Annotated in this window: 23 protein-coding genes; 8 read left to right on the forward strand and 15 right to left on the reverse strand. The window is 70.6% G+C overall.

Going from position 1 to position 21,744, the window contains the following annotated elements; translation table 11 throughout:
* Positions 1 to 3 precede the first annotated feature (3 nt).
* The 3 genes from ABZO29_RS17795 to ABZO29_RS17805 form a co-directional block, all read right to left on the reverse strand.
* Positions 4 to 1,443 carry a polysialyltransferase family glycosyltransferase gene (locus ABZO29_RS17795; RefSeq protein WP_367321187.1) on the reverse strand — a complete coding sequence of 480 codons (1,440 nt, stop codon included), beginning with the start codon at positions 1,441 to 1,443 and terminating at the stop codon, positions 4 to 6.
* On the reverse strand, positions 1,440 to 2,423 hold the full coding sequence (locus tag ABZO29_RS17800; RefSeq protein WP_367321188.1) for a glycosyltransferase family 2 protein: 984 nt from the start codon (positions 2,421 to 2,423) through the stop codon (positions 1,440 to 1,442). The genes ABZO29_RS17795 and ABZO29_RS17800 overlap by 4 nt, the downstream gene beginning before the upstream one ends.
* 124 nt (positions 2,424 to 2,547) lie before the next feature.
* Entirely contained in the window at positions 2,548 to 3,195 is a 648-nt protein-coding gene (locus ABZO29_RS17805) for a TetR/AcrR family transcriptional regulator (protein WP_367321189.1), read from the reverse strand.
* 94 nt (positions 3,196 to 3,289) lie between these two features.
* Here ABZO29_RS17805 and ABZO29_RS17810 point away from each other — a divergent pair, with 94 nt between their 5' ends.
* Positions 3,290 to 4,699, forward strand: coding sequence for an FAD-dependent oxidoreductase (locus ABZO29_RS17810; RefSeq protein ID WP_367321190.1), 1,410 nt, complete (start codon positions 3,290 to 3,292; stop codon positions 4,697 to 4,699).
* 5 nt (positions 4,700 to 4,704) lie between these two features.
* On the opposite strand, the gene ABZO29_RS17815 is transcribed toward ABZO29_RS17810, so the two are convergent.
* Both ABZO29_RS17815 and ABZO29_RS17820 read right to left on the reverse strand, forming a co-directional pair.
* Positions 4,705 to 5,277, reverse strand: a complete 573-nt coding sequence (locus ABZO29_RS17815) for a Uma2 family endonuclease (RefSeq protein ID WP_367326167.1) — start codon at positions 5,275 to 5,277, stop codon at positions 4,705 to 4,707.
* A 99-nt stretch (positions 5,278 to 5,376) separates the two neighbouring features.
* Positions 5,377 to 6,957, reverse strand: coding sequence for a methylmalonyl-CoA mutase (locus ABZO29_RS17820; protein ID WP_367321191.1), 1,581 nt, complete (start codon positions 6,955 to 6,957; stop codon positions 5,377 to 5,379).
* A gap of 251 nt (positions 6,958 to 7,208) precedes the next feature.
* On the opposite strand from ABZO29_RS17820, the gene ABZO29_RS17825 reads away from it, so the two are divergent.
* On the forward strand, positions 7,209 to 8,021 hold the full coding sequence (locus ABZO29_RS17825) for a L,D-transpeptidase family protein (RefSeq protein WP_367321192.1): 813 nt from the start codon (positions 7,209 to 7,211) through the stop codon (positions 8,019 to 8,021).
* A 215-nt stretch (positions 8,022 to 8,236) separates the two neighbouring features.
* On the opposite strand, the gene ABZO29_RS17830 is transcribed toward ABZO29_RS17825, so the two are convergent.
* The 6 genes from ABZO29_RS17830 to ABZO29_RS17855 form a co-directional block, all read right to left on the reverse strand.
* Positions 8,237 to 9,325 carry a hypothetical protein gene (locus ABZO29_RS17830; protein WP_367321193.1) on the reverse strand — a complete coding sequence of 363 codons (1,089 nt, stop codon included), beginning with the start codon at positions 9,323 to 9,325 and terminating at the stop codon, positions 8,237 to 8,239.
* A complete protein-coding gene (locus ABZO29_RS17835; RefSeq protein WP_367326168.1) occupies positions 9,325 to 9,987 on the reverse strand; it encodes an RNA polymerase sigma factor in 663 nt (220 codons plus the stop codon). Before ABZO29_RS17835 ends, ABZO29_RS17830 begins: the two co-directional genes overlap by 1 nt.
* A gap of 469 nt (positions 9,988 to 10,456) precedes the next feature.
* Positions 10,457 to 11,185, reverse strand: coding sequence for a hypothetical protein (locus ABZO29_RS17840; protein ID WP_367321194.1), 729 nt, complete (start codon positions 11,183 to 11,185; stop codon positions 10,457 to 10,459).
* Positions 11,186 to 11,407: 222 nt separating this feature from the next.
* A complete protein-coding gene (locus ABZO29_RS17845) occupies positions 11,408 to 12,040 on the reverse strand; it encodes an RNA polymerase sigma factor (RefSeq protein ID WP_367321195.1) in 633 nt (210 codons plus the stop codon).
* A gap of 151 nt (positions 12,041 to 12,191) precedes the next feature.
* Positions 12,192 to 12,638 carry a hypothetical protein gene (locus ABZO29_RS17850; RefSeq protein WP_367321196.1) on the reverse strand — a complete coding sequence of 149 codons (447 nt, stop codon included), beginning with the start codon at positions 12,636 to 12,638 and terminating at the stop codon, positions 12,192 to 12,194.
* Positions 12,639 to 12,872: 234 nt separating this feature from the next.
* Positions 12,873 to 13,265: a hypothetical protein gene (locus tag ABZO29_RS17855; protein ID WP_367326169.1), complete on the reverse strand. Its 393-nt coding sequence runs from the start codon at positions 13,263 to 13,265 to the stop codon at positions 12,873 to 12,875.
* Between the two features lie 179 nt (positions 13,266 to 13,444).
* Between ABZO29_RS17855 and ABZO29_RS17860 the strand changes: the two genes are divergently transcribed.
* Positions 13,445 to 13,939, forward strand: a complete 495-nt coding sequence (locus ABZO29_RS17860) for a DUF1877 family protein (RefSeq protein WP_367321197.1) — start codon at positions 13,445 to 13,447, stop codon at positions 13,937 to 13,939.
* Positions 13,940 to 13,955: 16 nt separating this feature from the next.
* On the opposite strand, the gene ABZO29_RS17865 is transcribed toward ABZO29_RS17860, so the two are convergent.
* From ABZO29_RS17865 to ABZO29_RS17875, 3 genes are all read right to left on the reverse strand, one after another.
* Positions 13,956 to 14,513: a hypothetical protein gene (locus tag ABZO29_RS17865; protein ID WP_367321198.1), complete on the reverse strand. Its 558-nt coding sequence runs from the start codon at positions 14,511 to 14,513 to the stop codon at positions 13,956 to 13,958.
* A gap of 76 nt (positions 14,514 to 14,589) precedes the next feature.
* A complete protein-coding gene (locus ABZO29_RS17870) occupies positions 14,590 to 15,093 on the reverse strand; it encodes a hypothetical protein (RefSeq protein ID WP_367321199.1) in 504 nt (167 codons plus the stop codon).
* Positions 15,094 to 15,176: 83 nt separating this feature from the next.
* The gene (locus ABZO29_RS17875) at positions 15,177 to 16,829 is read right to left on the reverse strand and encodes a glycoside hydrolase family 20 protein (protein WP_367321200.1); all 1,653 of its coding nucleotides are present in this window, start codon (positions 16,827 to 16,829) and stop codon (positions 15,177 to 15,179) included.
* Positions 16,830 to 17,041: 212 nt separating this feature from the next.
* Here ABZO29_RS17875 and ABZO29_RS17880 point away from each other — a divergent pair, with 212 nt between their 5' ends.
* The 5 genes from ABZO29_RS17880 to ABZO29_RS17900 all read left to right on the forward strand — a co-directional run bounded on the left by ABZO29_RS17880 (position 17,042) and on the right by ABZO29_RS17900 (position 21,215).
* The gene (locus tag ABZO29_RS17880) at positions 17,042 to 17,554 is read left to right on the forward strand and encodes a 2-oxo-4-hydroxy-4-carboxy-5-ureidoimidazoline decarboxylase (protein WP_367321201.1); all 513 of its coding nucleotides are present in this window, start codon (positions 17,042 to 17,044) and stop codon (positions 17,552 to 17,554) included.
* Positions 17,555 to 17,806: 252 nt separating this feature from the next.
* Positions 17,807 to 18,187 (forward strand): succinate dehydrogenase, cytochrome b556 subunit, encoded by a 381-nt coding sequence (sdhC, locus tag ABZO29_RS17885; RefSeq protein ID WP_367321202.1) that lies wholly within the window; start codon positions 17,807 to 17,809, stop codon positions 18,185 to 18,187.
* A gap of 5 nt (positions 18,188 to 18,192) precedes the next feature.
* Positions 18,193 to 18,675 (forward strand): succinate dehydrogenase hydrophobic membrane anchor subunit, encoded by a 483-nt coding sequence (locus ABZO29_RS17890; RefSeq protein WP_367321203.1) that lies wholly within the window; start codon positions 18,193 to 18,195, stop codon positions 18,673 to 18,675.
* 24 nt (positions 18,676 to 18,699) lie between these two features.
* On the forward strand, positions 18,700 to 20,454 hold the full coding sequence (gene sdhA, locus ABZO29_RS17895) for a succinate dehydrogenase flavoprotein subunit (protein ID WP_367321204.1): 1,755 nt from the start codon (positions 18,700 to 18,702) through the stop codon (positions 20,452 to 20,454).
* A complete protein-coding gene (locus ABZO29_RS17900; protein WP_367321205.1) occupies positions 20,454 to 21,215 on the forward strand; it encodes a succinate dehydrogenase iron-sulfur subunit in 762 nt (253 codons plus the stop codon). Before sdhA ends, ABZO29_RS17900 begins: the two co-directional genes overlap by 1 nt.
* 69 nt (positions 21,216 to 21,284) lie before the next feature.
* On the opposite strand, the gene ABZO29_RS17905 is transcribed toward ABZO29_RS17900, so the two are convergent.
* Positions 21,285 to 21,689 (reverse strand): DUF1877 family protein, encoded by a 405-nt coding sequence (locus tag ABZO29_RS17905; RefSeq protein ID WP_367321206.1) that lies wholly within the window; start codon positions 21,687 to 21,689, stop codon positions 21,285 to 21,287.
* Positions 21,690 to 21,744 lie beyond the last annotated feature (55 nt).

The raw sequence follows: 21,744 nt of genomic DNA on the forward strand, positions 1-21,744 counted from the left end.
GGTTCAGGAGGCGGACTGCGCGGCCCGGATCCGGCGCACGACCCGCCGGACCGTGGGGTTGCGGCGCAGCGACTGGGCGCGCACGGGGCTGCCGCCGGGCAGACGCAGACTGGTCAGGCGGCGCTTCTTGAAGTACCGCGGGTACTCGGCGAGATGGGCGGCGATCCAGGCTGCCACCTCGTCGCGCAGGCCGTGGTGCTTGAGGGACTGCATGCAGTAGCCGACGGCCCGCACCAGGGGGGCCAGTTCCCCGGCCAGCCCGGCCAGTTCGAGGGGCGCTCCGACCTCGTCGCGCTCGGCGTCGGGCAGGGCCGCGTCGATGACGGTGAGCGGAATGCGGTTGCTGTTCTCGTACGGCGTGATGCGCTCGAGGAGCAGGTCCGTGCCGACGCGGGCGACGGGGATGTCGTAGAACGCGGCGGCGGTCATCAGCGCGGTGGAGAAGCAGCCGATGACGAGCTTCGGCCTCAGGTGCGCGAACACGGTCTCGGCGAGAACGGGTTCACTCAGGACCGTCAGCCGCACACCGAGTTCCGCGGCCGCCGCATCCAGGGACCTGTTGTAGACGGCCGGAGCGCTGGGATGGGGCTTGAACAGGACGCTGTCGTGGCCGGCCCCGGCGGCGGCGCGCAACATGCGGACGTGCAGCGCCTCTTCCTCGTCCTGGGTGATGAGGTCGATGGCGGACAGGTACTGGCCCAGCAGCACCGCCGTGGGGCGGTCGTCCGCGGGCAGCCGCTCCTCGAGGATCCCGGCGCCGTCCTCGCCGATCTGGCCGAGTACCTCGACGATCGCCTCGTTGGGGATGGGCTCGGGCTCGACTCCGTACTCGGAAAGGAGCATGGGGCGCAGCCCGGGGATCAGGTCGAGGTGCAGCACCCGCACGATGCGGCTGTTCATGCCGTGCGGGATGCGGTTGCGGGTGGGGCCGTAGCTCATCAGGCCGTCGGCGTACACGTGGATCGGGCTGTCCGCGAAGATGTCGGCCACCGCGCGGGAGGGGTTGGCCTGGATGGACTCGCAGGCGATCTCGACGGGTTCGTCACCGAGGTCCCAGGCGAGGCGTACGGCCTTCTCCCACAGCTGGGCGTCCTGGGCGCGCGGGGACCAGCCGACGGGGTGGTGCGGGGAGATGAACTCGTTCCACGAGCGCACCTCGTCGAACTCGGGGCGCAGCTTCTCGAAGCCGGCCATGCGGTCGAGCGGGGTGCCGACCTCGGGGATCGCGGCGACGTTGCTGACGACGAGGATGCGGCGGTGGGCGGCGCGGGGGCCGAACAGTCCGGCGCGGATGGCGGCGGTGACGGTCGCCGCGGCGTACTGGGTCGCCGAGAAGAAGATCTGTGTCGTGCCGCCCTGGCCCTGCGTCGTGCCGCCCTGGCCCTGCGTCGTGCCGCCCTTGCCCTGCGTCGTGCCGCCCTTGCCCTGCGTCGTGCCGCTCATGCCGCGACTCCCTTCATGCCGCCGCGTATGCGTCGCAGCTTGTGCACGCGTTCCTCGCCCATGCCGACGAGCGCTTCGTTGAGTTCGGTCTCCGTCATCCGCCCGAGCGCCTCGGCGGCCATCTGCCGCAGTCTGGCGTGGACGCTGCGCTCGAACCGGCCGCGGTCGAGGAGCTGGTGGGCGATGACGACGCAGTAGTTGCGCAGCGCCTTCTTGCGGAACCTGTCCGCCTCCGGGTCGCCTTCGAGTTCGGCGAGGACGAGGTCGAAGGAGCGGAAGAAGTCGAGCTGCCGGACGTCGCCGATCTGGGTCAGCGAGTTCGCGAGACCCCGGCGGTAGAACACGCCTCGCAGGCTGGCGACCGCGTAGGACTCGGCCTCGCGGTGCAGTTGCCAGATCCAGGGGCGGTCCTCGGCGGTGCGCAGGCCGTCGTGGAAGCGCAGCATGCCGCGGTCGAGGAGACGGCGGTGGTAGATGCCGGCCCAGGCGTACGGGTAGTCGACCATCGTCGTGTCGTCGACGGGGAGGACGGAACTGCGCGGGTCCAGCGGGGTGTGCCGACGGCCTTCGGGGGCGCGTTGGACGAGCCGCTCGATGCCGGTGACCTGCACATGGTCCGTGCGGACGAAGTCGACGTCGAGGCGCTCGATCGAGTCGACGAGGCTCGCCAGATAGCCCGGGGCCAGCCAGTCGTCGCCGTCGAGGAAGGTGAGGTAGCGGCCCTCGGCCGCGTCGATGCCGGTGTTGCGGGCGGTGGCCAGTCCGCCGTTCTGCTCGTGCCGGATCACGCGGCTGTTGCCGAGCCGCTTCGTCAGGGTGAGGAGCGCTTCGTACGTCCTGTCCTTGGTGGATCTGTCCTCGACGAAGACGAACTCGAAGTCGTCCCGGGCGTTGTTGACCAGGCTGGTCACGGTCTCCGGGACGTACGTCTCGATGTTGAAGCAGGGCACGATGACGGACAGGGTCGGTTCGTTGGCCACGTGTGCACACCTGGGGTTCGCGGGGACGATCACCGCGATCCTAGGAACGGCCGGACCGCTCGAACGCTGCCACGAGTCGTCCTCGGGGTGAACACGGCATGACATCACCATGCCGCGAGGACTGTCAGGACGCCCTTTTCGCCTCGATGCCCGCGACGATCAGGGCCAGGCCCTCCTCGAAGTGCCGGTCGTAGTCCGCGAAGAGCTCCGCGCCCGCCGCGGCCGACAGGGGGAAGTCGGCCATGAGGCGTGCGCGTTCGTCGACGTCGAAGCCCTCGCGGCGCTCGTCGGGGAGCGGCTGGACGCCCTGCTCCTCGGTGACGAAGCCGATCGTGTAGAGGTACGACGTCGTGAGCGCGCGGACCGCCTCGGCGAGGGTGAAGCCCGCGGCCGTGAACAGGCGCAGGTTCTCCTCCATCTGCTCCGCGTGCACGATGCCCGTGAAGCGTGAGCCGCTGAACACCTTGGCGCCGTCGCGGTAGCCGAGCAGGGCCGAGCGCAGTCCGCGGTTGGACTTGAGCAGCCGCTCCCGCCACGTGTCGTCGGGGGCCAGGGAGCCGCCGGAGACCATCCGGCGGTACATCTCCGTCGCCATCTCGTCGAGCAGCGCCTGCTTGTCCTTGAAGTGCCAGTACAGGGCGGGCGCCTTGACGTCGAGTTCCCTGGCGATGGCCCGCAGGGTCAGGCCCTCCAGTCCGACCTCGTTCAGGAGCTTCAGGGCGGTGTCCGCGACCCGGGTGCGGTCGAGGGGCGCGCGTCGTTCCGTACTCACGCCGACAACCTATCGCCTGCCGGTTGACAACTTAACAGTGTTAAGGGCACGCTCGTGGGCGGCAGAACTTAACAGTGTTAAGGAGGTGGGCGCCATGACTGCGGATGTGGACGTTCTGATCGTGGGCGCGGGTCCGACCGGCCTCGCCCTCGGCATCGACCTCGCCCGGCGCGGGGTCGACGCGCTGGTCGTGGAGCGGGCGGAGGGGCTCTTCCCCGGCTCGCGCGGCAAGGGCATCCAGCCGCGCACGATGGAGGTCTTCGACGACCTCGGCGTACTCGACGCGATCCGCGCGGCCGGCGGCTCCTACCCGGTCCAGGTGTTCTGGCAGGACGGCACGCGGGTCGGCGAGCACCGGATGTTCGACCCGGCCGAGGCGAGCGAGTACTCGCCGTACACCGAGCCGTGGATGGTGCCGCAGTGGCGCACGCAGGAGATCCTGTTCGCGCGGCTGGAGGAGCTGGGCGGGAAGGTCGCCTTCGGCCGGGAGGTCGTGGGGCTCGACCAGGACGAGGACGGCGTGACCGTGCACTGCGCTTCCGGCGAGGACCTGCGCGCCCGGTACGTCGTCGCCGCCGACGGCGGCCGCTCGGCCGTGCGGCGCGCGCTCGGCATCGGGATGACCGGCGAGACGGTCGACCCGAAGCCGATGCTGGTGGCGGACGTCCGGATCAGCGGCCTGGACCGCGACAACTGGCATGTCTTCCCGCCACACGGGGACGCCGAGGGCTTCCTCGCGATCTGCCCGCTCACGGGCACGGAGGACTTCCAGGTCGTCGCCCAGTTCCCGGAGGGAACGCCGGTGGACGTTTCTTTGGAGGGCGTCCGCAAGGTCGTAGCAGCGCGCTCGCATCTGGCGCCCGAGGACGTGACGGAGGTGCGCTGGGCGTCGGACTTCCGGCCACGGGCGGCACTGGCGGACCACTTTCGTTCCGGTCGGGTGTTCCTCGCGGGGGACGCGGCGCACGTCCACTCACCGGCGGGCGGGCAGGGACTGAACACGAGCGTGCAGGACGCGTACAACCTGGGCTGGAAGCTGGGTGCGGTGGTGCGGGAGGGTGCGGTGGCCGCGCTGCTGGACACCTACGAGGAGGAGCGGCGCCCGATCGCGGCGGGCGTGCTCGGCCTGTCGACGAGCGTCCACCGCGGGGAGGTGCGACGCGGCGAGGCGACGCGGCAACTGGGGCTCGGTTACCGGGAGTCGTCCCTCACGGAGGAGACGCGCGAGACACCGGGTGCGGTGCGGGCGGGCGACCGTGCGCCCGACGGGGTGGTGGATGGCGTACGGCTGTTCGATGCGTTCCGGGGGCCGCTCTGGACGCTGCTGACCGTGGGCGACGTGGAGTCGGAACTGCCGCCGCTCACCGTTCCGACGGTGCGCGTGCCGTCGTACGAGGTGTACGGCACGGGCGTTTTCCTGGTCCGGCCGGACGGTTACGTGGGGTGGGCCGGGGAGACGGCGGCCGGGCTCACGGAGTACGCGGCCCGGCTCGGCATCGGATAGGACGGTCAGTCGTCGCCGTCGAGGAGGGTGTCGACGGAGAGTTCGAGGGCCACGCCGACGGACTCGGGGAGGGGGACCGACTCGCCTCGCTTGCGGCGGACGGGGTCGGGGTACTTGCCGTCGACAGGGTTCCTGTAAAGGAGGACCTCGTCGTGTTTGCGGTCGGCGACGATGTAGACGGGGATGTCGGCCCGGGCGTAGACATCGACCTTGGTGGCCGTGTCGTTGGTCCAGTTGGAGGAGGTCACCTCCAAAACGAGACGGAAGACGTGCGGCGCGTAGCAGTTCTTCTCGACGAGTGCGTCCTTGTAGTGCGCGTCGACGACGGAGAAGTCCGGCACGGCGTAATCATCCGGCCCGGTAGGCAGCCACAGACCGATGTTCTGTACGTACCTGAGCCCCGCCTGCCTGGCCTTGATCTTCAAGAACTCCTCGATGAGCCAGGTCAACGTCTCCTGATGCGGCCCATCCGGCGGCGGTGTCACAACAATGCTCCCGTTGAGGATCTCCACCCGGTGTCCGGGCAGCTCCTCCCACAGCCGGTCGGCAGCATCAGAAAGCGACGACTCGTGCAGCATCACAGCCACGGCACCCTCCTTTCGGGAACACCCTCCACGAGATTAACCACAGCCGGGCGGTTTCCGCCCCCGATCACTCATTCGAGGGAATCGCCCAGGTCAGAACGCATCCGACGGCACATAAGTCCCCCAAATCTCCCGAAGGGCATTGCACACCTCACCCACCGTCGCCCGGGCCTTCAGCGCGTCCTTCATCGGATACAGGACGTTGTCCTCCCCCTCCGCCGCCTTCTTCAGGGCGTCCAGGGCCGCGTCCACCGCCGGCTGGTCGCGCTCGGCCCGCAGCTTGGCGAGCCGCTCCGCCTGCTGCGCCTCGATGGCCGGGTCGACGCGGAGGGGCTCGTACGGCTCCTCCGCGTCGAGCTGGAAGCGGTTGACGCCGACGACGACCCGCTCGCCGGAGTCCGTCTCCTGCGCGATGCGGTAGGCGCTGCGCTCGATCTCGTTCTTCTGGAAGCCGTGCTCGATCGCCGAGACCGCGCCGCCCAGGTCCTCGACCTTGCCCATCAGCTCCAGCGCCGCCGCCTCCACCTCGTCGGTCATCTTCTCGATGACGTAGGAGCCCGCGAAGGGGTCGACCGTCGCGGTCACGTCCGTCTCGTAGGCCAGCACCTGCTGGGTGCGGAGGGCGAGGCGCGCGGACTTGTCCGTGGGCAGCGCGATCGCCTCGTCGAAGGAGTTGGTGTGCAGGGACTGCGTGCCGCCGAGGACCGCCGCCAGGCCCTGGACGGCGACGCGCACCAGGTTCACCTCCGGCTGCTGGGCCGTCAGCTGCACACCGGCCGTCTGCGTGTGGAAACGCAGCATCCAGGACTTCGGGTTCTTCGCCCCGAACTCCTCCTTCATCACCCGCGCCCAGATCCTGCGGGCCGCACGGAACTTGGCGACCTCCTCGAGGATCGTCGTCCGCGACACGAAGAAGAACGACAGGCGGGGGGCGAAGTCGTCGACGTCCATGCCGGCCGCGACGGCGGTGCGGACGTACTCGATGCCGTCGGCGAGGGTGAACGCGATCTCCTGGGCGGGGGACGCACCCGCCTCCGCCATGTGGTAGCCGGAGATCGAGATCGTGTTCCACTTCGGGATCTCGGCCTTGCAGTACTTGAAGATGTCGGCGATCAGACGGAGCGAGGGCTTCGGCGGGAAGATGTACGTGCCCCGCGCGATGTACTCCTTCAGCACGTCGTTCTGGATCGTGCCGGTGAGCTTGTCGGCGCTCACCCCCTGCTCCTCCGCCACCAGTTGGTACAGGAGCAGCAGCAGGGCGGCGGGCGCGTTGATCGTCATCGACGTCGAGACCTTGTCCAGCGGGATGCCGCCGAACAGCACCCGCATGTCGTCGACCGAGTCGATGGCGACGCCCACCTTGCCGACCTCGCCGTGGGCGATCGGCGCGTCGGAGTCGTGGCCCATCTGGGTGGGCAGGTCGAAGGCGACCGACAGGCCCATCGTGCCGTTGGCGATCAGCTGCTTGTAGCGGGCGTTGGACTCCACGGCCGTGCCGAAACCGGCGTACTGGCGCATCGTCCAGGGGCGGCCCGTGTACATCGACGGGTAGACACCGCGCGTGTACGGGTACGCACCGGGCTCGCCCAGCTTCTCGGCCGGGTCCCAGCCCTCCAGGGCCTCGGGCCCGTAGACCGGTTCGATGGGCAGTCCGGATTCCGACTCGCGCGCCATGGTGTGTTGCCTCCCGCTGAGCAGTTACTCGCCAGTTACTCGCCAGTACAGACCGACCCTTCGACGGACTGTAGCGGTGGGCGTGCACCCGGTGGAGGGGAGCACGCTGGGACCTTGCTCACAGCCGTTTTGCGGTCTCCGTCACAACAATGCCTCGCCGTTCGCAACCCGTCACCCGCGGGAAACATCTCAGGTGACACGCACGGGTGCACGTGGTGAGACGACGGGGGGCCGCATTGCGTACTACGGGCATGGGGAGATCGATCGCCGCGGCGGCGCTGGTGGCCCTGGTCACCGTGAGCGCATGCACGGTGCAGGCCTCGGGCGGGGACGGAAAGCACCACTTGCCGGTGCACATCGACATCACCAGTGCGCCGCCCGAGACACCCTCCGACGACAAACCGAGCACGGCCCACTCGACGAGGGCCGCCCCCGACGTCCTCTGGTCCCGCGGCGACACCGGCCGCGACGTCCGTGAGCTCCAGGCCCGGCTCCGCCAGGTCGCCTGGCTCTACGACGGTCCGACCGGAACCTACGACGACCTGACCGAGCAGGCGGTCAGGGGCTTCCAGGGCAAGCGCGGGCTGCCGAAGACCGGGAAGACCGACACGGTCACCTGGCAGCGGCTGCTGAGGATGACGCACGAACCGGGGCAGTGGGAGCTGTACCTGATGGGCGGTCAGCCGGCCGGCGCGCCCGACCCGCGCTGTACGACGGGCCGCGTGCTGTGCATCGACAAGACGAGCCGGACCCTGCGCTGGATGATCGACGGGCGGACGGTGTCGACGATGTCGGTCCGGTTCGGCTCGCAGTACACGCCCACCCGTGAGGGTGTGTTCCGCATCTACTGGAAGTCACGCCATCACGTGTCCACGCTCTACGACTCCCCCATGCCGTACGCCATGTTCTTCAGCGGCGGCCAGGCCGTGCACTACTCGTACGACTTCGCGGCCCGCGGTTACGCGGGGGCGTCGCACGGTTGCGTCAACATACGGGACGAGGCGGCGATCGCGGAGCTGTTCGCGCAGGTCCGGAACGGCGACAAGGTCGTCGTCCACTGGTGACACCCGGGGAACGTGCGGGGCGCGGGCGGGACCGGGGGAACGTGTCCCGCCCGCGCCTGGGTGCACGAGCCGTGGGTACGGGGGGAACCCCGGCTCTGTGCGACGGCCGATGACCAGTCGGCTCACTCAGTACTGCGCCTCAGCGGCCGAAAACGTCACACCCGTCGCGGAAAAAATTCGAGCATTTTGAAACCGCAGGTCAGGGGCGTGACGGATCAGAGCGCGGTGTACGAGGGGCTGGGCAACGCGGACGGTGTGGCGCTCGGTGACACGGCCGGCCGGCCGGTCGGGGGCGGCTCGTAGGGGGACGGCGAGGGTGCGGCGGCGCCCTCCGGGTGGTGGCCGCCGCCGCGGGTTATGCCGCTTCTGCCGTCACCGCCGCCGTCACCGTCGCCCTGACCGCCCTGGTCTCCCTGCCCACCGTCGCGGCCCGGCCCGCCGGAGTCGCCCTTGCCCTTGTCGTCCGATCCGTTCTCGGCGCCCGGAGCCTTGTCGAGAACGCCCTCGCAGTACGACTGCACACGGGAGGCGCCGCCGGCCATGTCCTCCAGCTTGCGCATGCGCTCACCGGACAGCTTCCGGCCGTCGCGTACGTCCTTGCACGCCGACTTGGCTCCGCCCCAGGCGCCCTGGCGGCTGCCGTTGCCGGGGCTGCTGCCCGGGGCGGTGCCCTTCCCGGCGGTGTCACGCGAGGGATCCCCGCCTGCGGAGCCGCTTGCGGCGCCGTCGGGCGTGGCATCGGCCTGCGGGCCGTTCGGCGGAGGGGAGACGAGCGGCCGGCCGGAGGAGACGGCGTCCGGGACGGAGGCGGCGGGGCCCGGTTCGGCGCCGCCGAACGGCGTCGGCAGGACCCCCGTTCCGGCTGCCACCGCGACCCCGCCGACCATGCCGACGGCCAGCGCGGCGGACAGCGCGAGGCGCGCCGGACGGGCCCAGCGGGGGCGGCGCGCGCCCCGGTGGGAGCGGACACCGATGCGGACGACTCCGGCGTCGGAGAACCGCGCGGTGCCGGCGCGGGCGTCGCCCGAGGAGCCGGCGGACGCGCTCCCGGCATCGACCGGGGAGCTCACCGGGCCGCTCGCCGCGGCGCTCCCGGTGCGCGCCGCGCGGAACGCGGCCAGCGCGGCCGTCTCACCGGGAAGTTCGGCGCCGATCGGCGCGGGACCCGCGGACAGCGCGCCAAGGGTCTTGGCGAGCCGTTCGGCCTGGTCGCGGGCGGAGGCGTCGACAGCGTCCAGTGACTCCCCGCGCAGCAAACGCTCCGCCGTTTCGCGGTCCAGCCACCTGTACTGCTCGTCGGCCATCACATGTCCTTCTGCGTCCGCGCGCGTGTATGCGTCACACCGGCTGACGTCACCGCGCCCTCGCGCGGTTCTCGCTGGGGCGGCAGCGCGTCGAGCACGCCGGCCGAATCGGGATCGTCGCCGAGCAGCTCGGCGAGCTTCTTCAGACCGCGGTGCGCGGCCGTGCGCACGGCCCCCGGCCGCTTGCCCAGTGTCTCGGCGGCGGTCTTGGCGTCGAGGCCCACCACCACGCGCAGGACGACGGCCTCGGCCTGTTCCTGCGGCAGGCGGGCGATGAGCGAGAGGGTGTGGTCGGTGGCCAGGGCCTCGATGGCCTCGCCGGCGGTGTCGGACTCGGCGGCCCGGCCGGTCAGTTCGGTCTCGTCGCCGCCGACGGCGGGGCGGCGTCCGCGCATGCGTATGTGGTCGAGGGCGCGGTTGCGGGCGATACGGGCGGCCCAGCCGCGGAAGCGGTCGGCGTCCCCGGTGAACCGCTCCAGGTCACGGGCGATCTGCAGCCAGGCCTCGGAGGTGACGTCCTCGGCGTCGAAGTCGCCGACCAGTGTCCGTACGTATCCGAGCAGCCGTGGGTGCACGGTGCGGTACACAGCCCGGAACGCGGTCTCGTCTCCGTGCTGTGCCGCAAGCACCGCGGCTGTCAGCTCCGCGTCGTCCCCCAGCACCGCGCGCAACCCCTCTGCGCCTAAACCGGCGCCGCTCTCGCGGACCGGGTACTCGCCGTCGTGGTTCCTCAATTGATGGTTGCGGCCTTAGGACCGCATGTGGTCGCGGTGGTCTTTTCCGCTCTGCGGTCCGGCGCGAAAGGCACGTTACGGCGTGAAACCGCCGTCCGTCCATGTCCGTACAATATGCAACTAACTCGCGGGACCCTGGGGTGTGACAGAAACCGCACCCATGGCGCTGTAGGAAGTACGGGCCGCCGCGCGGCCCGTGCCGCGCGACGGCCGGGGCCTCTCCTGTGGGGGGTGGCGGCTCCGGCCGTTGCCTCGGCCGCGAAAGCGCGGACCCCCGAGGTGATCGACGTCACGTGCCGGGGCAGGAGAAAGTTCCCCCGATGGCCTGAGTTCCGGCCGCCTTGTTGACGTTGCCGTGGGCCTCGGGCGGGCCGCGATGCGGCCCCGGCCGCGGGACCTACCTGTTCTTCCCGGCGGTCTTGTCCTCGGACTTCTGCTTGCCGTTCTCGGCGCTGCCGTCCGCCGCCTTGTCGCTGTCGCTCCTGCCCGGGCTGCTGCCGGCACTCGGCTGCGCGAGCTGCTCGGCGCAGTACGCGTCGACGTTCGCCTCGCCGCCCGCGGCCTCGACGAGCCGCTGCCAGGCGGTGGAGTCCAGCGCCTTGCCCTGGCCCTTGACGTTCTCGTAGGCGCGGCAGCGGGCCTCGGTGTCCTCGGCGTTTTCCGGGTGGTTCTCGCGCGCGGAGCCGGACGACGCGGCGGAGGAAGGTTTGTCGGCCGCGCGGTCCGGGTCGCTGGTCACCGGGTGCGCGCGCCCTTCGTCACCGGCGTCGGAGGAGCCGACCGAGCCGATCGCCGCGAACGCGACGCCGCCCAGGGTGAGGCTCGCGAGCGCCACGGAGAGCGTGGCCTTCAGCGAACGTGACGCGCGTCGCCGTTCCCGGGGCCGCCAGTCGTCCCGGCGCCGGGTGCGGGCCGGCGCGTGGTGCGCCCCCGCGTCCCTGGCGGCCCGGAACGCGGCCACGGCGCGTCCCTCGGCCTCGGGGTCGATGCCGTCCCCGCGCATGGCGGCGGCGAGGAGCGCCTCCAGGCCCGCCTCGTCGCCCAGTCCGCGGGGCCCGGACATGGCGTCGCCGAGCTGCGCACGCCGACGGCCGGTAGCCCCGCCGCCGCTCAGCCGATCACCCATGTCCGTTTCCGTCTCTGTCCGGTCCAACCGATCCGTACGGCCCACCGCCGCTCACTCCGCGCGGTCTGCCGCCACTTCCTGTACGCGCCCCAGGGCCACGTGGTCCACGCGACGCGCCGCACACTTCCCGCGGCTCGCTGCCACCCGCTCCGTACGGACCGGGGCCGTCGGGTCCGCGCCTACCGCCGTCACTTGATCCATACGGGCCGCAGCCGTCGCCGTTCACTTCGACTCCCCCAGCGTCCGGGAAGCCTCATCCGTCACACCCTCGTTCGAAACGCCGTCGGCCCCCAGCTGGCGGGCCAGGCGTTTCAGGCCCCGGTACGCCGCCGTGCGGACCGCGCCGGGGCGCTTGCCCAGGACACGGGCCGCGGCCGGGCCGTCGAGGCCGACGACGACCCGCAGCAGCACCGCCTCCGCCTGGTCGCGCGGCAGCCCGCGGACCAGGTCCATGGCGCGCGCCGTGGAGAGCGACTCCAGCGCCTGGTCGTGGGTGCTCTGCGGACCGGGCAGGTCCAGCACGTCCGATTCGAGCGCCGACGCCCGGGGCCGTACGCGCTGGCGGCGCAGGTGGTCGAGCGCCCGGTGCCGGGCGATGGTCGCCGTCCAGCCCCGGAACCCCGCCCCGTCGCCCTTGAATCGCCCCAGGTCACGGGCGATCTCCAGCCAGGCGTCGGACGCGACGTCCTCCGCTTCGTCACCGACGAGCCCGCGCAGATAGCCGAGCAGCCCCGGCTGCACGATCCGGTATGCGACGGCGAACGCGGTCTCGTCGCCGTCCTGGGCCCGCATGACCGCCGCGCCCAGTTCCCCGTCGTACGCGTGCGCGCGCCGGGATTCCCCTCCCTGGCCCAAAACTGTCCTCGTTCGTGCGGATGTCGGAGCGGGTTCGCGGCGAGTCACCCGCCGCGCGACACGCCACGGCCGGTTTCACGCCCCCAGGTCTACAGCGTTCAGCCCCACAGAAGTGTCACAGTCCGTCTCCCGCCCCCCGTGTCTCGTGGCGTCACGGGATCGTCTGGGCCGCCCGGCGGGCCCGTCCGTGCAGCGTCAGGTAGAAGGTCTGCAAGGACTCCTCGGGGCCGCCGGCCTCGAAGCGGTTGACGACTTTGCCGAGGGGGTTCCAGACCCGGCCGTCGGGCATGCGCACGCCGACCGGCTGTCTGAAGTAACCGCGCTGGTCGGCGTCGAAGTCCACCCACACCGCCCCCGCGCGGCGCACGAGCACCTCACCGACGTACGCGCCGAGCCCGAACAGCGTGCGGTCGGCCCGCTCCCGGTCGGCGCCGCCCTTGCGCAGTCCGTCGAGGAGGCGGTCGACGATGCGCAGGCTGGCCACGGAGTAGTCGAGCGGCAGACGGTGACGGGCCGTGACTCGTGCCACGAACTGCGCGGCGTGCGGCCGCATCCCGCTCGCGTCCGGCAGCCGTTCCTCCAGCCCGACCATGCTCATGGGACCCCACCCCTTCGCTCGGCTCCGGGAGAACCGGTTCCGTCCCCCCGAAGTCCCAGCGCATGCCGTCTCACGGACATCACGGGTCACAGATGTGTCGATGAACACAGCCGACTCACAGCGGACTGAAAGCGCGCCCAGCCCCGGCACGACGAGCGCCCACCAACGGCGGTCAGCGTCTCTTATTACGGCGATTTTGCCGAGCGGGAGCTCATCACCGCCGTTCGCCCGACGTCATCCGCGCGCCGCTCTCGTCGCGTCCCGGCACAGCAGCCGCAGCGAGCCGTTGCCGGTGAAGCAGCGCCGCGCCTCGTCGAACGGGTCCCACAGGCGGCCGTCGGGCGTGCGGATCCAGTGGTCGCCGCCCGAGGTCCACCACTCGGCACCGGTCTGACGGGCGATCACCTCACCGGCGTACGCGCCGAAGCCGCGCAGGACGTGTTCGGCGGCCGCGTACGGGACCTCCTCGCTCCGCAGGTCGCCGATCACCCGGTCGACGCGCCACAGGCTCTGCGGCGAGTAGTCGAGCCGCACGCGCCCGCCCTCGCGCAGGGTCGTCACCGCGTCCGCCGCCCACCGCACCGGCTTCGCCGCGGCGTGAGGCCTGGTCTCCTGTCGGCTCGTCAGACTCGTCACACAGAGAAGAGCGACACCCGCGCGGCATCCGTCACGCGGATCCGGCGGCTGCCCGAGACCCCCGCAGGACCGCCCCCGCTCCGTCGCACGACGATCACAGGACCCGCCCACGACCGGGGGTTTTGGCCTCGGGGGTGATGCTTGGGCCCTCCCGTGCGCTCCATACACCGATGAGCATGTACTTCCATTTCCGGGCCGTACCGCCATCCGCCCTCCGCAACAGCGCGGCCTGGCTGCGACGGCTGTTCGACGACGACTGGCAAGCGGTCCGGGAGCGCATCGACCGGCACCGCGAGGAGATGCTGGACGGGCACTACCGCGACCACCAGCTCCTTTACACGGACATGCCCCCGGAGCTCGCGGACGCCGGGCCGGAGGCCCATGTGGTCCTGGGCGGCCAGCGGGTGTTCCCCTCCGATCCGGGACAGTCACCGTTCCTGCTGCTCACCGCGGCCCAGACATCGCGGGTCGCCGCGTTCCTGACCTCGACCGACTTCGACCAGCTGTGGGGTCCGGCCCGTGCCGAGCTGCTGCCCCGGTACGGGGGCGCCGCCGCGGAGCCCCAGGCCCGGGCAGCCTTCGCCTCGGCCCACCGGGACCTGACCGCCTTCTACACCACCACCGCGGACTACGGGGACGCGGTCGTGAAGTGGGTCGTGAGCTGACGGCCGCGGGCCGCAATCAGCGCCGCCCGCGCGCCCGCCGGGACACCACCGCCCGCAGCACCCGCCGCCCCTCCGTCGACACCTCCAGCGCCCGGCGCAGACCGCCCGCGCCGTGACCGGCGAGCAGTTCCAGGACGGTGACCTGGCGGCGCAGCTCCGCGGCGACGAGCGGCGGCATGCCCTCCGTACGGCCCTCGCGGCGGGCGTCCAGCGAGGACGCGTCCCCGGCCGGGTCGAGGAGCCGGTGTATCTGCAGCGAGGCGACCGAGCAGGCGTCGGCCCACACCCGCACGCCGGCGGCGGACCGATCGGCCGGGGCGGCGGCCAGCATCCGCTGGGCGAGGAGCGCGGCCTCGTCCTCGCCGGCCCCCTCGTCGGCCGCGAGCTTGCCGCGCACCTGCTCCAGCAGTTCGCCCCAGTCGCCGCTGTCCGGGCCGTCGGTGAGGCACCCCCACAGCGGCCGCAGCACCTCGTCGTCGCCGCCCAGCAGAGGCACGCATCGATCCAAACAAGCCAACCCGCTTGCGGCCAGCCCGCGCTCGTCGGCCCGAGCGATCAGGTCCACCAGGCTCATCCAAGCCTCCCTCGCAGGGGCGCCATCCCTTACGGAGCCCGCACTTCCCCTTACTGCGCGCTACGGCCCGGGAGTGTCACAGGGGCACTACACCGAGTCGGTCGAGCATACGGAAGAAGAGGTTTTCGGCCAACGGATCGGCATCGGCCGTGAGCACTTCGAGGAGCTGCCCTGCCTCCACCGCGTGCCCCGCCTCCTCGGCCCAGGCGACCGCGCGCCCGGCGGCGTCGCGCGGATCCAGGAAGTAGTCCTCGAGAGTCATGCCCTCCCGCGCGGCGTCGAGGTACCCGGCCATCGCCGCCCGCGCCAGACACGTCGTCCACGCCCCGCTCTCCGGCGCCGCCGCCTCGACGACCACGCAGTCGCTGTCCATGACGTAGCCGAACAGCGCGGGCGCCCCCGTCTCCCGGGCCAGGGCGTTCATGCTGCCGACGTCGCCGTCCCCGGTCGGGTACTCCCACACCTGCCAGCCGCCCGGCGCCGACGCGCGCAGCGTCATCCCCCCGGCGCCCGCCAGCGCGTCCAGCTCCGCGAGCGGCCGCTCGCTGCGCCCCACGACGAAATACCCCCAGTAGCCCATTCCGGCTCCCCCCGGCCTCTCGGTTGCGGCTCGCCCCGAATACAGCACATTCGCACGGAGGTTCGCAGCCGGATGGGCAATCCTCAGCCGAGCCTGGCCGCCAGCGCCCTGAACTCCCCCCAGGACAGCGCCGGACGCCCCGGATCCCACAGCTTCTGGACGGTCGCCCGCAGCGGCATCCGGATGCCGGCCGCGACCTGGTCCTGCGTCTGGGAGTTCGCGAGGTCGCACCACACCGCGAAGGACCCGCCGAGGATCTGGCCGTCGTACCTCGCCGGCACCGCGACCGTCCCGCGCAGCACCCGTGGCGTCCACTGCTCGTAGATCCGCTGTCCCGTGGGGTAGACGAAGGTCTGCGGCTGCCCGAGCACGTAGTACAGGTACTCGTCGTTGTAGTTGATCACCCGGCGGCCCGCGCTCAGGTACTCCGCCGGCTTGCGCGCCCCGATCTCCTTGCCCGTCCAGTACGCGACCCTGAGGTCCTTGGCCGGCTGCACGGACGTACCGCGGAAGAAGCCGTCGTTCCAGGCGCGCATGGTCCGGTCGTGGGCACGGACGGTGTCCGCCCGGTCGTTGAGCCAGCCGGTGGTGAGGTCGGCGACGGTCGCGCCGGAGCCGTACTCGTCCCGCGCGGCGGCGGCGAGCTGCGGATAGGAGGCCTCCGGGTCGGACACCATCAGCGCCAGGTACTCGTCGCCACCGAGGTGCCACTGACTGCCGGGAAAGAGATCGGCGTACTCGTTGAGGAGGTCGTCGACGATGTCGGCCGACGCCGCCTTGGAGATGTCGATCGCGCCGCGCGGCGCCCCGCCCTGCGCGTTGCGCAGCTGGAGCTCGGGATGCGCGTCGATCACCGCGCCGAGGTGCCCCGGCGAGTCGATCTCGGGGACGACGGTGATGTGCCGGTCGGCCGCGAGGTCGACGATCTTCCTGACCTGCGCCTTGGTCAGGTGCTGCTGCGACACGATCTCCGGATGGCTGTCGGACTGGATCCGGAAGCCCTGGTCGTCGGAGAAGTGCAGCCCGAGCTGGTTGAACTTCAGATCGCCGAGCTCGCGCACCCGGTCCTCGATCCAGCCGGCGGTGAAGTGCTTGCGCGCGATGTCCAGCATGAGCCCGCGCACGGGCTTGGCCGGCTGGTCCCGGACGACGCCCTCCGGCGCCGTACCGCCGCCGCGCACCTCCTGCTTGAGCGTGCGGGTCCCGTAGAAGACGCCCGCGTCGGCCGGCCCGCTGATGGTGACCCGCCCGCCGCGCACGGTCATGGTGTACGACTCCGGGTTCGCGCCCTCGTCGTCGTTCAGCGCCAGCCGTACGTCCCCGGTGCGCACGTCGTCCTTCTCCCCGGCGTACGTCAGCCCCAGCTCACCGGCGATCAGCCGCCCCTCGTCGGCGAGCTCCCCGTCGCTCACGACGACCCGCCGCCCGCCGGCCGGCCGCCAGCCCGGGCCCCGGGCCGGGGTGTGGGCGCGTACGGCGGGGATGGTGCGCGGAGTCCTGGACAGGGCGTAGGAGCGGGTGGGCGTCGGACTCGGAGCCCGACCCTGACTCGCGGCGGGCGGCGACGCGGCGGACGCACTCTCGCCGGGCTGCAGCCCCGCCGACCCGACGGGTCCTCCGTCCTCCCCCGAGGCCCACAGCCCGAGACCCACGCCGAAGACGACGACCGCGATCCCGATGATCAGCGCCCGCTGTTTCACGTTCTTCTCCGGCGCCCGGCGCCTGTGCTGGCTCACGGCGCCAACCTACGACTCGAGCGCCCGTCGAGGCGTCCACCACACGTTCTGAAACTCTCCCTTGCGGGTGAAATTCGGGCATCCGTCGGACACGTCATGACCACTGTCGATAACGTGACGTCACACCTCTCACAGCATCCCCTGCCGAAACACACCACGTGACGCGAGGACCCACGCTGCCTGCGCACCGTCTCCCACACCTTCCCGGCCGAGTGGCCATATCGTCACTCCCGGAGCAGACCCCCACTCCACCGTCCCCGAACGGACTGGAGAGGTTCAACTCGGCGACCCCCGACGAGGCACGGCAGGCACTCCTGAACTGTCTCTCCAGCCTGCGCTGGGCCCGCCGGGTCGCCGACCACCGCCCCTACCCCGACGTGGAGTCCCTGCTGGCGGCGTCGGACGAGGCGGCGTACGACCTCGCACCCACGGATCTCGCTGAGGCCCTGGCCGGCGAGTCCCTCCCCACCCTGCCGGAGGGAACGTACGGAGCGGCCCACACGGCGCTGAGCGCGGCCCACGCGGCATACGAGGCCCGCTTCGGACACGTGTTCGTCATCTGCCTGGACGGCGTCACCCCCGCCGAGACCCTGGACCACATCCTGGAACACATCCGGTCACGATTGACAAACGATCGGGAGGAGGAACGGGTGATTGCGGCCGAGGAACTCCGTCGACTGGCAAGAGAGCGGTTGGTCGAGCTACTCAGGGGCGCGGGGCTGTAACACTGTGCGGCCCCGCCGCGTGGGCGCGACAAGCCACAACAGCGCCGCACCCGGCAAATAACAGGACACCCCGCCCCAGAAGCCACCAACGGCTCACCCATCCGCGTGCCAGTTTGATCACACCGGTAGGCCCCCTGTAAGCCCAGCGGCAGCGCGTCGCTACGATGCTGGGGGCCGGTGGACCGTACCCGGCCGGGCCCGTCCGACGCCGAAGCCGGCAGGCCCCAGTCCCCGCTCCCGGAGGGTTCTTCCGTGCCGGCTGGAACGCTGTACCGCGGCCGGGAAGGAATGTGGTCCTGGGTGGCTCACCGAGTCACCGGCGTCCTCATCTTCTTCTTCCTGTTCGTACACGTGCTGGACACCGCTCTCGTGCGTGTCTCCCCCGAGGACTACGACAAGGTCGTAGCCACGTACAAGACGCCGATCGTGGCCGTGCTGGAGTACGGCCTCGTCGCCGCCATCCTCTTCCACGCACTCAACGGCCTGCGCGTCATCGCCGTCGACTTCTGGTCGAAGGGCCCGCGCTACCAGAAGCAGCTGCTCTGGTCCGTCGTCGGCCTGTGGCTCGTGCTGATGCTCGGGGCGATCTACCCCGTCCTCGGCCACGCCGCTCGTGAAGTGTTCGGGAGCTGACGCACATGTCCACGACTGAAAAGACCGCCACCGGAATCGGTCCGGTCGAGGGCGAGTCCCTCTACAACGTCGACAACCCGGCACCCCTCATCGAGGCCCCGCGCAAGCGCACCAAGAAGTCCCCGAAGTCGACCCGGGGCAACTTCGAGATGGCCGCCTGGCTGTTCATGCGCCTGTCCGGCATCGTGCTGGTCGTCCTGGTCATCGGCCACCTGCTGATCCAGCTCGTGCTCGACGGCGGCGTGTCCAAGATCGGCTTCGCCTTCGTGGCCGGCCGCTGGGCCTCCCCGTTCTGGCAGGTCTGGGACCTGCTGATGCTGTGGCTCGCGATGCTGCACGGCGCCAACGGCCTGCGCACGGTCATCAACGACTACGCGGAGCGCGCGAACACCCGGCTGTGGCTGAAGGGCCTGCTCTACACCGCCACGGTGTTCACCATCCTGCTGGGCACGCTGGTGATCTTCACCTTCGACCCGAACATCCGCTAGGCACGGGGCTGAGGTAATCCACTCATGAAGATCCACAAGTACGACACCGTCATCGTCGGCGCCGGTGGCGCCGGTATGCGCGCCGCCATCGAGTCGACGAAGCGCAGCCGCACCGCCGTGCTGACCAAGCTCTACCCCACCCGCTCCCACACGGGCGCCGCGCAGGGCGGTATGGCCGCCGCGCTGGCCAACGTGGAGGAGGACAACTGGGAGTGGCACACCTTCGACACCGTCAAGGGCGGTGACTACCTGGTCGACCAGGACGCCGCCGAGATCCTGGCGAAGGAGGCCATCGACTCCGTCCTCGACCTGGAGAAGATGGGCCTGCCGTTCAACCGGACGCCCGACGGGACGATCGACCAGCGCCGCTTCGGCGGTCACAGCCGCAACCACGGCGAGGCCCCGGTCCGCCGCTCCTGCTACGCGGCCGACCGTACCGGCCACATGATCCTTCAGACGCTGTACCAGAACTGCGTGAAGGAGGGCGTGGAGTTCTTCAACGAGTTCTACGTCCTCGACCAGCTGATCACCGAGGTCGACGGCGTCAAGAAGTCGGCCGGTGTCGTGGCGTACGAGCTGGCGACCGGCGAGATCCACGTCTTCCAGGCGAAGGCCGTGATCTACGCGTCCGGCGGCTGCGGCAAGTTCTTCAAGGTGACGTCCAACGCGCACACGCTGACGGGCGACGGCCAGGCGGCGGTCTACCGGCGCGGCCTCCCGCTGGAGGACATGGAGTTCTTCCAGTTCCACCCGACCGGCATCTGGCGCATGGGCATCCTGCTGACGGAGGGCGCCCGCGGTGAGGGCGGCATCCTCCGCAACAAGGACGGCGAGCGCTTCATGGAGAAGTACGCGCCGGTCATGAAGGACCTCGCATCCCGAGACGTGGTCTCGCGCTCCATCTACACGGAGATCCGGGAAGGCCGCGGCTGCGGCCCGGAGGGCGACCACGTCTACCTGGACCTGACGCACCTCCCGCCGGAGCAGCTGGACGCCAAGCTCCCGGACATCACGGAGTTCGCCCGCACCTACCTGGGCATCGAGCCGTACACGGACCCGATCCCGATCCAGCCCACCGCGCACTACGCGATGGGTGGCATCCCGACGAACGTCGAGGGCGAGGTCCTGTCGGACAACACGACGGTGGTCCCCGGCCTGTACGCGGCGGGCGAAGTGGCGTGCGTGTCGGTGCACGGCGCGAACCGTCTCGGCACCAACTCGCTGCTGGACATCAACGTGTTCGGCCGCCGGGCCGGCATCGCGGCGGCGGAGTACAGCCAGCAGGCGGACTTCGTCGAGCTCCCGGAGAACCCGGCGCAGCTCGTGATCGACCAGGTGGAGCGCCTGCGCGCGTCGACGGGCACCGAGCGCGTGTCGGTCCTGCGCCGCGAACTGCAGGAGACCATGGACGCGAACGTCATGGTGTTCCGCACGGAGCAGACGATCAAGACGGCGGTGGAGAAGATCGCCGAGCTGCGCGAGCGCTACAAGAACGTGGCGATCCAGGACAAGGGCAAGCGGTTCAACACGGACCTCCTCGAGGCCGTCGAGCTGGGCAACCTGCTCGATCTGGCCGAGGTCATGGCCGTCTCCGCGCTGGCCCGCAAGGAGTCCCGCGGCGGTCACTACCGCGAGGACTACCCGAACCGCGACGACGTCAACTTCATGCGCCACACCATGGCGTACCGCGAGGTGGGCGACGACGGCACCGAGTCCGTCCGTCTCGACTACAAGCCGGTCGTCCAGACCCGCTACCAGCCGATGGAGCGTAAGTACTGATGGCAACCCCCGTTATGGACAAGGTGGAGGCCGAGTCCGCCTCGTCCCCGTACATCACGGTCACCTTCCGGGTCCGCCGCTTCAACCCGGAGGTCTCGGCGGAGGCCACCTGGGAAGACTTCCAGCTGGAGATCGACCCGAAGGAGCGCGTCCTCGACGGCCTCCACAAGATCAAGTGGGACCTGGACGGCACGCTGACCTTCCGCCGCTCCTGCGCGCACGGCATCTGCGGCTCGGACGCGATGAGGATCAACGGCAAGAACCGCCTTGCCTGCAAGACCCTCATCAAGGACATCAACCCCGAGAAGCCGATCACGGTCGAGCCCATCAAGGGCCTCACGGTCCTGAAGGACCTCGTGGTCGACATGGAGCCGTTCTTCCAGGCGTACCGCGACGTCATGCCCTTCCTCATCACGAAGGACACGAACGAGCCGACGCGCGAGCGCCTCCAGACGGCAGAGGACCGGGAACGCTTCGACGACACGACGAAGTGCATCCTCTGCGCGGCCTGCACGTCCTCGTGCCCGGTCTTCTGGAACGACGGCCAGTACTTCGGCCCTGCCGCCATCGTCAACGCGCACCGCTTCATCTTCGACTCGCGTGACGAGGCCGCCGAACAGCGCCTGGAGATCCTCAACGACCGCGACGGCGTCTGGCGCTGCCGCACGACCTTCAACTGCACGGACGCCTGCCCGCGCGGTATCGAGGTCACGAAGGCGATCGCCGAGGTGAAGCGGGCCCTGATCACGCGCCGCTTCTGACGTCTTTTCGGTATACGGCGAAGGCCCTGTTTCCCGGTTCCGGGAAACAGGGCCTTCGCCGTATACCGGTCAGCCTTCGTGGATGTGTGCCATGCACAGGCCTTCACGGGCGGCACGGCCGTAGATTTCGCGCAGTTCTGCCACGTATTCGGCCAGGTCCTCGAGATATTCGTCGGGGATTCCGCCACGGATGATCCCGGAAAGCACCTCGGGAGCGGAGCGCATGATGTCCTCGACGCCGACGCCGGCGAAGAATCCGTCGACGCGCGCGACTTCGTCGGCCGAAAGGAAAGCGCACACCGTCCCGACGCGGTCGTCACCGAGGAGAGTACCGCCGGCGACCGCGAGTTCCGCGATGTCCCCCGCGTCCGCACGCAGCAGCAGTTCTGCGATGACGTCCCCTTCCTCTCCCAGGTCGCAGTACGCGTCCGAGTCTTCGGAATCCGACTCCAGATTGCGGAACCGTTCGACCACCCCGTCGAATCCGGAATCGATCTCCGTCGCCGGGAGAGGAAAGAGGGATACGTTC

This window comes from Streptomyces sp. HUAS ZL42 (genome assembly GCF_040782645.1).
In the GTDB taxonomy this organism is placed as follows: Bacteria; Actinomycetota; Actinomycetes; order Streptomycetales; family Streptomycetaceae; genus Streptomyces.

Excerpts from the sequence above, each read along its gene's own strand:
- ABZO29_RS17825 (WP_367321192.1), top strand. The coding sequence starts at position 7,209 with ATGGGGAGATCGATCGCCGCGGCGGCGCTGGTGGCCCTGGTCACCGTG.
- ABZO29_RS17815 (WP_367326167.1), bottom strand. The coding sequence starts at position 5,277 with ATGCTGCACGAGTCGTCGCTTTCTGATGCTGCCGACCGGCTGTGGGAG.
- ABZO29_RS17820 (WP_367321191.1), bottom strand. The coding sequence starts at position 6,957 with ATGGCGCGCGAGTCGGAATCCGGACTGCCCATCGAACCGGTCTACGGG.
- ABZO29_RS17900 (WP_367321205.1), top strand. The coding sequence starts at position 20,454 with ATGGCAACCCCCGTTATGGACAAGGTGGAGGCCGAGTCCGCCTCGTCC.
- ABZO29_RS17870 (WP_367321199.1), bottom strand. The coding sequence starts at position 15,093 with ATGGGCTACTGGGGGTATTTCGTCGTGGGGCGCAGCGAGCGGCCGCTC.
- ABZO29_RS17850 (WP_367321196.1), bottom strand. The coding sequence starts at position 12,638 with ATGAGCATGGTCGGGCTGGAGGAACGGCTGCCGGACGCGAGCGGGATG.
- ABZO29_RS17840 (WP_367321194.1), bottom strand. The coding sequence starts at position 11,185 with ATGGGTGATCGGCTGAGCGGCGGCGGGGCTACCGGCCGTCGGCGTGCG.
- ABZO29_RS17795 (WP_367321187.1), bottom strand. The coding sequence starts at position 1,443 with ATGAGCGGCACGACGCAGGGCAAGGGCGGCACGACGCAGGGCAAGGGC.
- ABZO29_RS17830 (WP_367321193.1), bottom strand. The coding sequence starts at position 9,325 with ATGGCCGACGAGCAGTACAGGTGGCTGGACCGCGAAACGGCGGAGCGT.
- ABZO29_RS17860 (WP_367321197.1), top strand. The coding sequence starts at position 13,445 with ATGAGCATGTACTTCCATTTCCGGGCCGTACCGCCATCCGCCCTCCGC.
- ABZO29_RS17865 (WP_367321198.1), bottom strand. The coding sequence starts at position 14,513 with ATGAGCCTGGTGGACCTGATCGCTCGGGCCGACGAGCGCGGGCTGGCC.
- sdhA (WP_367321204.1), top strand. The coding sequence starts at position 18,700 with ATGAAGATCCACAAGTACGACACCGTCATCGTCGGCGCCGGTGGCGCC.
- ABZO29_RS17810 (WP_367321190.1), top strand. The coding sequence starts at position 3,290 with ATGACTGCGGATGTGGACGTTCTGATCGTGGGCGCGGGTCCGACCGGC.
- ABZO29_RS17890 (WP_367321203.1), top strand. The coding sequence starts at position 18,193 with ATGTCCACGACTGAAAAGACCGCCACCGGAATCGGTCCGGTCGAGGGC.